The following is an 8,553-nucleotide window of genomic DNA, read 5'->3' on the forward strand; positions in this document are numbered from 1 at the left end:
TATGATTGCAAAAGAAGGCAGAATTATTCTGATTCCTCTTTTCTTGGTAACATTTACCATGGGACTTTATGCCCATACTGTTGATAGTCAACCATTAACTATAGCGTATGGTGTATTGGGTATTTTATTCTTGTTTTCACTCAATTTTTTCAGGGACCCCCAACGGACGATTCCAATGGATGAAAAATTGATTATTTCCCCAGCAGATGGTAAAGTGGTAAAAGTAACTGACATTAATGATCCTGAAGTAGGTGAGTCGGCCAAATTAGTTTCAATATTTTTGGACGTATTTAACGTTCACGCTAACCGTGTTCCTATCGATGGAACTGTATCTTCTGTAGAAAGAAAATCGGGAAAATTCCTGGCGGCATTTGACCATAAAGCATCTGATGAAAACGAACAGGTGGTGACTGTTTTGGATCATCATTCAGGGAAATATAAAATAAAGCAAATTGCTGGTTTAATTGCTAGAAGAATTTTATGCTATGCGGAAGTTGGGAGCAAAATGCATAAGGGAGGCCGTCTCGGTTTTATCCGTTTTGGCAGCCGAACCGATTTAATTATGCCCAACCATGTGGCTGTTCAAGTGGAAGTAGGACAAAAAGTTACTGGTGGTGAAACTATTATTGGAAAAATTTCATAATGCAAAAAAATAGAAATAAGCCAAAAAGATTGAAGCGCGCTTTCATCCCCAATGTAGCCACCGTATTCAATATGTTTTTAGGATTCTTGGCAATTACGCTTATTTTGAATGGTGAACCAATTAAAGCTGGTTGGGTCATGATGGTTGGCGTCTTGTTCGATGTAATTGATGGTAAACTGGCGCGTCTGCTGGGGCTCACATCCCGCTTTGGGACTGAATTTGACTCATTGGCGGACACCATCTCTTTTTGCGCTGTTCCGTCCGTACTTATTTACAGCGTTTATGTTGAAGGATTGCCAAATATACTTGGAGCGGTCATCAGCTTTATGCCATTGGTTTTTGGTACAATCAGGTTGGCAAAGTTCAATATTGATTCGGAGGATGATCCCAAACCATATTTTACTGGTTTAACCACACCACTAGCTGCCATAACAATTGTAGGATTTATGCTTTTCAATTTCCAGATGTATGGCGATATGGGAGATTCTAGACTGGCATTATTTTTAGTGGCTGTATTAAGTTTTTTAATGTTGAGCCGTATTCGATTTTCGAAATTCCCTCTTCTCAGTTTTAAAAAAGGTCGCTCAAATAATTTTAGATTAGTTGGATTATTCATTGTTCTAATTACATTGATCATGTTCAAGGGATTGATTCTTTTTCCACTTATGGCAATATATATTTCATGGTCGATAATTCAATGGATGTTGGATCATGATCGTTTTGAGGAAGATGCAAATTTAAAAACACATCAAGGAGATTTTAATGAATAAGCGATCTATGAGTGTTATTGTTCTAATTTTACTATTTGGTGCCCTGTTCGGTACCTTAATGGGAGAATTGTTGGGTTGGACTTTACCTGATAGTGTCGTGAAGGAATTCTTCCTGAAAAGTATTCATTTTAATTTAGCGGGATTGGCCGGTAGTGAAACTGGCGTTATTACGCTGGATTTGATTATGTTTACTCTCCAATTTGGATTAACGCTGACCTTTAATTTTACCAGTATTATTGGCTTTGCTTCAGCGTATTATTTCCTACGGTATTTCCGGTAACCATTCTAAATTTAGGTCTTATTAATACACCCTTAATGCGGAGGAGTAATTATGTTCAATTATGAAATAGTGTTTGCAGGTATGCCCGGCGGATGGGAAATGGTAGTCATTGCCTTGGTGATTTTATTGATGTTTGGCGCCAAAAAATTGCCGGAACTGGCAAAAGGATTGGGACAGGGAATTCGAGAATTCAAAGGTGCTGTCGACGGTGTAAAAGATGAAATGAAGGACGCCCAAGATTCTGTAGAATCTGACAATGACATATCTGATAAAGACGCCGATTAAAAAAAAATATCATCATTTATTCATTTTAAAAAAGGGATCGTTGCGATCCCTTTTTTATGTGATTTATATAGGAATCCGGAAACAAAATCAAATCGCTGTCGTAGGTAAATCCATAAGGAAGTTGGCTAAACAAATTTTATGATAATATTCGCAAATCCATGGTATCTGGCGGGATTAATACTAATTCCACTATTTTATTTATGGCAGCGTAAAGTTGGCCAAAAGAACGAAGGTAGCATTCGAATTTCTTCTGCGACCCTTATTTCTAAAAACATGAAACGCCTTGGTCGTAACAGAATACGTATTCTTACCTTTTTACAATATTTAACAATTACATTGGTCATAATGGGACTTTCCCGTCCACGTCTCCGCGATTCACTTACAGAAACAAATGTGGATGTGGTGGATATCGTATTGGTTATTGATATCAGTTCATCCATGCTGGCAACAGATTTTCCACCTAATCGATTAGAAGCAGTTAAAAAAACGGCCAAAGCCTTTATTGGTGCACGCAGTGGTGACCGTATTGGTGTCCTTGTTTTTGCCGGGGAATCCTTTATTCAGTGCCCATTGACTGTAGATCAAGATGTTTTGATATCTTTGATGGATGAAGTGAATGTAGCTGAACAATCTTATGATGGTACGGCCATTGGTATGGCCATCGCCAATGCCACCAATCGTCTCCGGCATAGTGATGCCAAAAGCAAGGTTATGATTTTATTATCAGATGGCAGTAATAATGCAGGCGAATTGGATCCTCTTACATCGGCCGATTTGGCCTCTAACTTTGGCATTAAAATTTATACAATTGGTGCAGGTACAAATCAGGATGTTTCTTTCATCCCTGGAAGGGGATATATCCGGAATGAAATAGATGAGGAAACTTTAAGGTCCATTGCCGATCGAACCAACGGACAATATTTCAGAGCAACTAATGTTTCGGGGCTTGAGCAAGTATATGCCACGATTGATGAATTGGAACGGACTGAAATTGAGATTAAGGAATATACTCAATATAAAGAATTATTCGGATGGTTCCTCATTCCCGCCTTGATATTTGGGCTGGGTGGTCAAACTATGGATCGCACCATATTCAGGCGGCGTATATGATTGATTTTCGATTTCCATTAGTGTTATATGTTTATATACCATTATTCATTTTATGGATATTCTGGATATATAAAGGTCGAAAACAAAAAATATTGTCCGATACAGAATCCCATTTACGGGCCAGATTATTGGGTAAAATAGAACCAAACAGAATTATATGGAAAGAGCGACTCCTATTCTTATCTACCGTTGTTCTTGTCTTTGCCGCTTCAGGCCCTCAAATTGGCGTAAGGTTGGCGCCGGTGGATCGTAAGGGTGTGGACTTGGTTTTTGCCATTGACGTATCCACTAGCATGAATGCTGAGGACGTAAAGCCCAATCGTCTTGAGAAATCCAAATTTGAAATATCCCAGATGATTCGCCAACTCAAAGGTGACCGAGTAGCACTAATCGTATTTGCAGGCTCCAGTCATCTTTATTTACCCTTAACCACCGATTACGAAGCGGCGCGTTTATTCCTTGATGAAATTGATACAAAAATGATACCCACTCAAGGGACTGCTTTAAGTTCGGCCATTCAAACAGGTTTATCTGCATTTACGGAAGATGATTCAAAATATAAAGTATTGGTTTTGGTGACCGACGGGGAGGACCATGAAGGACAAGCCATTGACTTAGCAAGTCAGGCCGCAAAACGGGGAATGGTTGTCCACAGTGTCGGTGTCGGTACTCAGTCAGGTTCACTCATTCCCGTTAAAGATAAACAGGGTATCCGGGATTATAAGCGCGATGGAAGCGGTAAACTGATAACATCCATCTTAAATGAAAATATTCTCAGGGATATTGCTCATGCTGGCAATGGAACTTATGTGCGATTTGATAATAAACCGGCAAATTTTCGTGCCATTATGAAGGCAATTGATTCCATGGAAAAACGTACCTTCAAATCGCATGTTTATTCTGAGTATGAAGACCGCTATCAATCCTTTGCAATCTTGTCTATCGGATTGATGTTAGCCGGTATTATGATGCCAACACGTAATAAAAAAGAAGAAGAATGGCGAGGTCGCTTTGTTAAGTAGATTATTAATTTTATCCGCATTTTATGTTTCAATGGTATTCTCTCAGGATAAAGGATTAAACTATTACCAGAACCAAGAATTTGAAGCAGCGCAGGATTATTATGAATCGGTCTTGCGTGAAAAAGGGAATCAATCTCAAGCACAGTTTGGTCGTGGATCATCCGCATTTCAGCAGGGTGATATGGAAACAGCAAAACAAGCTTTTGAACAATCCTTAAAGTCGAGTGATGTTAAATTGAAATCAAAAGCTATGTATAACTTAGGTAATACATTTTATCAGGAAGAGAAGAAAGAAGAAGCAATGGCATTTTATCGAAAGGCACTAGAATTAGATCCTAATGATAAAGAAGCCAAATTCAACTATGAATTTTTAAAATACCAGGAAAATCCGCCAGAAGATCAACAACAGCAGGATCAAGAAAAAAACGACGAAAACGACGAAAAAAAGGATCAGGAAAAGCAGGACCAAAAAGACCAGCAAGATAAAAAAGATAATAAAGAAAAGCAGGATCAAGAAGATAAACAGCAAGACGAACAAGAAGAAGAAAAGAAAGAAGACGAAAAAAAGGAACAAGAGGATCAGAAGGAAAAAGAAGAACAAGAACAACAGAAACAACAGCAGCAGCAAGAAGCTGCCGAAGAAGAAAAGTCTCAAGATTTAAAACAGGCAGAAAGTATTTTAGACGCATTAAAACAGGATGAAAAAATCATGCAAAAGCGTCAAATTGCTCGGGCAAAATCGCGTAAATTGGCTAAAGATTGGTAATGAAAAAGCAATTAATATATCGAGCTATTTCCATCGTCTTCATGATAAATATTTCATGGAGCCAAGTAACGGTGACTGCCTCTGTGGATGTGAACAGAATATCACAAAATGAAACTGTGGGTTTTAAAATTGTCGCCGTTAATGCTGATGGTACGCCCAATGTCGATATATCACCGATCCTGAAGAATTTTAAAATTGTTAGTGGACCTGCCCAGCAAACCAATATTCAATGGGTGAACGGCGCTATGACTAGTTCCAGAAGTTTAAGTTGGACACTTTTGACAAAAGTGGGTGGACGGATCAATATTCCGTCATTAAATGTTACTATTGGAAAAAATGTTTATCGCACAAATCCCATTGGCATTCATGTGGAAAAAGGCGCAGGTCGTTCTCAAATGGCCAATTTGTTCATCGAAGCTAAACCGGATAAGGAGCAGGCTTTCCCCGGGGAGCAGGTTACGGTTACGTACCGACTATTTACACGGGTGAATTTATCTATAGAAAATATTGAATATCCCAAAAGTGTAGGCTTTTGGAATGAAGATCTACGCGTGGCCCAAACTGTTCGGTTCAGGGACACCCAAATCCAAGGCGTAGGATATAAAGTGGCAACATTATATAAAGCTGCCATGTTTCCAACTCAAACGGGTAATTTAACAATCGATCCTATGACTGTTATTTGTAACGTAGAAAAACCCAAAAAGAGGCGTCCCGGTGGTGCATTTGATGATCCATTTTTTAACTCCATGTTTAGGGAAACTCAACGTCAGTTTATCCAATCTGATTCTATCAATATTGAAGTGTCTTCTTACCCGAAAACACCACCAGGAGATTTTTCCGGAGCTGTTGGTCAATTTAATATCGAAACATGGGTGGATACACCAAATGTGAAAGTGAATGAAGCAATTACATTCAAAATTAAGTTGAGTGGAACGGGGAATCTTAACCAGTTCAATTTGGGTGACATTTCATTTCCTCAAAATATGGAAGTATTTCCCCCAACATCATCTTTTAAACGTGATGAATTCCGAGATGAATTGACCGGGGTTCAAAATTTAGAATATATATTAATTCCCCGTTCTGCCGGCAACTTTCGTCTCAATCCTATTACATTAACATATTTTGATCCTACCATTGAATCCTTTGTTACCGCACGTTCCAAGACAGCGCAGATTGTTGTGAGACCTGGAGATAAAAATATAATCGCCTCCACAAGATTCAACAGGGAAGATGTGGCACTTATTGGCGAGGATATTCGCTATATACGGACAGGTAAGCCCAAATGGCGGCAAAAAGGAAATCAAACCATTCCTATTTGGGTATGGTCCACTTATATAGTGGCAATTGCATTATTTGTTTTTCCCGGGATATTTACAAAAATGAAAGACAATCGTATGTCTACCAGTGATGTACGTAAATCTCGGGGTGCCTTAAAAATTGCAATAAAATATTTAGCAAAACCGGCTGAAGATCCATTTTCACATACAGCTTCAGTTCTATACAGTTATTTTCAATCAAAATTGTTTTTATCTTCAGAAAATCTTGATCCCTTATCTCTTGAAATGAATTTATCCGGCAAAATATCAACAGACCTAATTGCGGAGACAGTGGCGATTTCGAAGTTATGTGATGCAGGACGTTTTGGTCCTGATGCTGCCGAATCAGAAAGTACACTTCAATCACAAGGCGCAGCGTTACTGAAGAAGATTGATGGGGAATTGGCATGAGAAAATCCTTAATTCTGATGGTCTTTTCAACATTGATATTTGGGCAATCTTCCGATTCATTATTCAGTATAGGTAATCGATTTTACGACGCTGAACAATACACCCAAGCGGCCAATATTTACGAACGGTTATCCCAACAAGTTGATCACGAGGATTTATATTTAAATCTAGGTAATTCCTATTTTCGCATGGGAGAAATAGGCCACGCTGTTTGGGCTTATGAAAAAGGTTATGCCCTTTCTCCGAGGGATAGAGATATTAATTACAATTTGAATTTTGTTCGTAGCCAAGTTCGCGATAGGATTCAACCACCGGATGATTTCTTTGTCGTAGCTTTTTACCGAGCCATCCTAGAGAAACTGACCATTCTCGACCTTCTAATTATGGGTGGTCTGTTTTTTGCCGGATTGGGTGGACTATTTATCCTACGTATAAATGGCAGTATTCCTGAAAAAATGGGCGGTATTTTAAATGGAATTCTTTTGGTTTCAGTTTTGGTCACAGGATGGATTATGCTGGATAAATATTGGGATGTTTCGGATAAACAGGAAGGTATCGTTATTGCTTCTGCCGTAGATGTACGATCAGCGCCCATTGCTCGAGGAGAGAATGTTGTATTTCGCATTCATGAAGGAACAAAAGTAGATATTACCACAATGCAACCGGGATGGTATGAAGTTATTCTGTTGGACGGAAAAAAAGGATGGATACCGGCAGAAGAGGTCCGTACCCTTTGAAATATATTAGTTTTATAATTTTAGTTAGCCTTGTAATTGGCCAGGAGAAAAAGATCAATTTTGATCCAAATAAATTAAATGATCCTGAACCACGATGGCCCAAGATTATTTTGCCATTAAGCGTTGATAGTCAATTTGTTAAAAAAGATACAGTAGATACTGCTGAAATAATTGTTGAAGGTTTTCGCGTTCAGGTCTTGGCTACGAGGGACAGAGGTAATGCAGAACGTCTCCAGAATGAATTATTACTAACTTATAATGAGGATATCTATATTATATTTGAAGCGCCCAATTATAAAGTACGCATGGGGAATTTTTTCGATCGGCGACATGCTGAATCTTTTCGAAAGACTTTGGTGAAAAAAGGATATCCTTCAGCTTGGATTATTCGCACAAGAATTGACCCCAAGATAAAGTAATGTGGGATAAGCATCTTGCTTGTCCGTCTTGGTGTCGCTTTTCAATAAAACTTTTCGGAGGATTCTACGCAAAATAGATTAATTGTTTTAAGTGGCAGTAATTGGTTAATCGTAAAACGCAACCTTCCGTAAAGATAATTTTTAGGGAGATTTAGGCGGGGGATGGCTGAATGGCAATCAATATAATCGAATCGGTAAATATTTCTTATATAGAATAAAATCTTTATCAGTAGTGAATACGGGTAACTCATGATTGGTTGAAATACTGCAAATCAGGAAATCTGTGTTCGAACCCTGAATGCCTTTAGCTCGATATATATTATAATATTCTGCTGCCAGTTCATAATCGTCAGTTAATACTGTTAAATCAGGAAACGCCTGAAGATATTCTTTCAGTTTATTGAATTGACTTTTAATTGAAATGCCTGAAAGTAATTCCTGACGGATAGGACCCATCATTATCGCATTTGAATCCAAGATCAATTCTTTCAGGCGAGTTATTTCATGTGCATTTGATATTGCTTTTCTACGAAGTGCAAGGGACCAAATGCATGTATCCACGAGGATTTTCATTTTTTTATTCGCTGTTCTTTATAGTCGTAGTTTGGATCAATATCAATATGTCCGAACAAGTCCAATAATTTAGCCTGTTTTCGCCGTTGGATATATTCGATCAATGCATCCGTAACGACAGCTTTTTTCGTTTTTTTGTCGCTATTTTTCAAAGCTTCTTCTAACAATTCGTGATCGAGGGCAAGGTTAGTAGCCATAATTATTCTCCATGTATTGTGTAA

At 38.4% G+C, this 8,553-nt stretch carries 12 protein-coding genes; 10 read left to right on the forward strand and 2 right to left on the reverse strand.

The genetic code is table 11. The annotated features are described in order from the left end of the window. The first annotated feature begins 1 nt into the window (after position 1). From HN459_03560 to HN459_03605, 10 genes are all read left to right on the forward strand, one after another. Positions 2-643, forward strand: coding sequence for a phosphatidylserine decarboxylase family protein (locus HN459_03560; protein ID MBT3478520.1), 642 nt, complete (start codon positions 2-4; stop codon positions 641-643). Continuing rightward, positions 643-1,413, forward strand: coding sequence for a CDP-diacylglycerol--serine O-phosphatidyltransferase (pssA, locus tag HN459_03565; GenBank protein MBT3478521.1), 771 nt, complete (start codon positions 643-645; stop codon positions 1,411-1,413). Before HN459_03560 ends, pssA begins: the two co-directional genes overlap by 1 nt. Next, positions 1,406-1,693 carry a hypothetical protein gene (locus HN459_03570; protein MBT3478522.1) on the forward strand — a complete coding sequence of 96 codons (288 nt, stop codon included), beginning with the start codon at positions 1,406-1,408 and terminating at the stop codon, positions 1,691-1,693. The genes pssA and HN459_03570 overlap by 8 nt, the downstream gene beginning before the upstream one ends. Positions 1,694-1,774: 81 nt before the next feature. Continuing rightward, positions 1,775-1,978 carry a twin-arginine translocase TatA/TatE family subunit gene (locus HN459_03575; GenBank protein ID MBT3478523.1) on the forward strand — a complete coding sequence of 68 codons (204 nt, stop codon included), beginning with the start codon at positions 1,775-1,777 and terminating at the stop codon, positions 1,976-1,978. Between the two features lie 138 nt (positions 1,979-2,116). After that, the gene (locus HN459_03580; protein MBT3478524.1) at positions 2,117-3,088 is read left to right on the forward strand and encodes a VWA domain-containing protein; all 972 of its coding nucleotides are present in this window, start codon (positions 2,117-2,119) and stop codon (positions 3,086-3,088) included. Then, the gene (locus HN459_03585) at positions 3,085-4,110 is read left to right on the forward strand and encodes a VWA domain-containing protein (GenBank protein MBT3478525.1); all 1,026 of its coding nucleotides are present in this window, start codon (positions 3,085-3,087) and stop codon (positions 4,108-4,110) included. The genes HN459_03580 and HN459_03585 overlap by 4 nt, the downstream gene beginning before the upstream one ends. After that, positions 4,100-4,876: a tetratricopeptide repeat protein gene (locus tag HN459_03590; GenBank protein ID MBT3478526.1), complete on the forward strand. Its 777-nt coding sequence runs from the start codon at positions 4,100-4,102 to the stop codon at positions 4,874-4,876. The genes HN459_03585 and HN459_03590 overlap by 11 nt, the downstream gene beginning before the upstream one ends. Continuing rightward, entirely contained in the window at positions 4,876-6,603 is a 1,728-nt protein-coding gene (locus HN459_03595) for a protein BatD (GenBank protein ID MBT3478527.1), read from the forward strand. Before HN459_03590 ends, HN459_03595 begins: the two co-directional genes overlap by 1 nt. Next, positions 6,600-7,340, forward strand: a complete 741-nt coding sequence (locus HN459_03600) for an SH3 domain-containing protein (protein MBT3478528.1) — start codon at positions 6,600-6,602, stop codon at positions 7,338-7,340. Before HN459_03595 ends, HN459_03600 begins: the two co-directional genes overlap by 4 nt. Continuing rightward, positions 7,337-7,759, forward strand: a complete 423-nt coding sequence (locus HN459_03605) for an SPOR domain-containing protein (protein MBT3478529.1) — start codon at positions 7,337-7,339, stop codon at positions 7,757-7,759. Before HN459_03600 ends, HN459_03605 begins: the two co-directional genes overlap by 4 nt. Before the next feature lie 177 nt (positions 7,760-7,936). Here HN459_03605 and HN459_03610 read toward each other — a convergent pair whose 3' ends face one another. Both HN459_03610 and HN459_03615 read right to left on the reverse strand, forming a co-directional pair. Then, the gene (locus tag HN459_03610; protein MBT3478530.1) at positions 7,937-8,332 is read right to left on the reverse strand and encodes a PIN domain-containing protein; all 396 of its coding nucleotides are present in this window, start codon (positions 8,330-8,332) and stop codon (positions 7,937-7,939) included. Then, entirely contained in the window at positions 8,329-8,529 is a 201-nt protein-coding gene (locus tag HN459_03615) for a type II toxin-antitoxin system VapB family antitoxin (GenBank protein MBT3478531.1), read from the reverse strand. The genes HN459_03610 and HN459_03615 overlap by 4 nt, the downstream gene beginning before the upstream one ends. Positions 8,530-8,553: the final 24 nt, after the last annotated feature.

The organism is Candidatus Neomarinimicrobiota bacterium, assembly GCA_018647265.1.
In the GTDB taxonomy this organism is placed as follows: domain Bacteria; phylum Fidelibacterota; class Marinisomatia; order Marinisomatales; family TCS55; genus TCS55.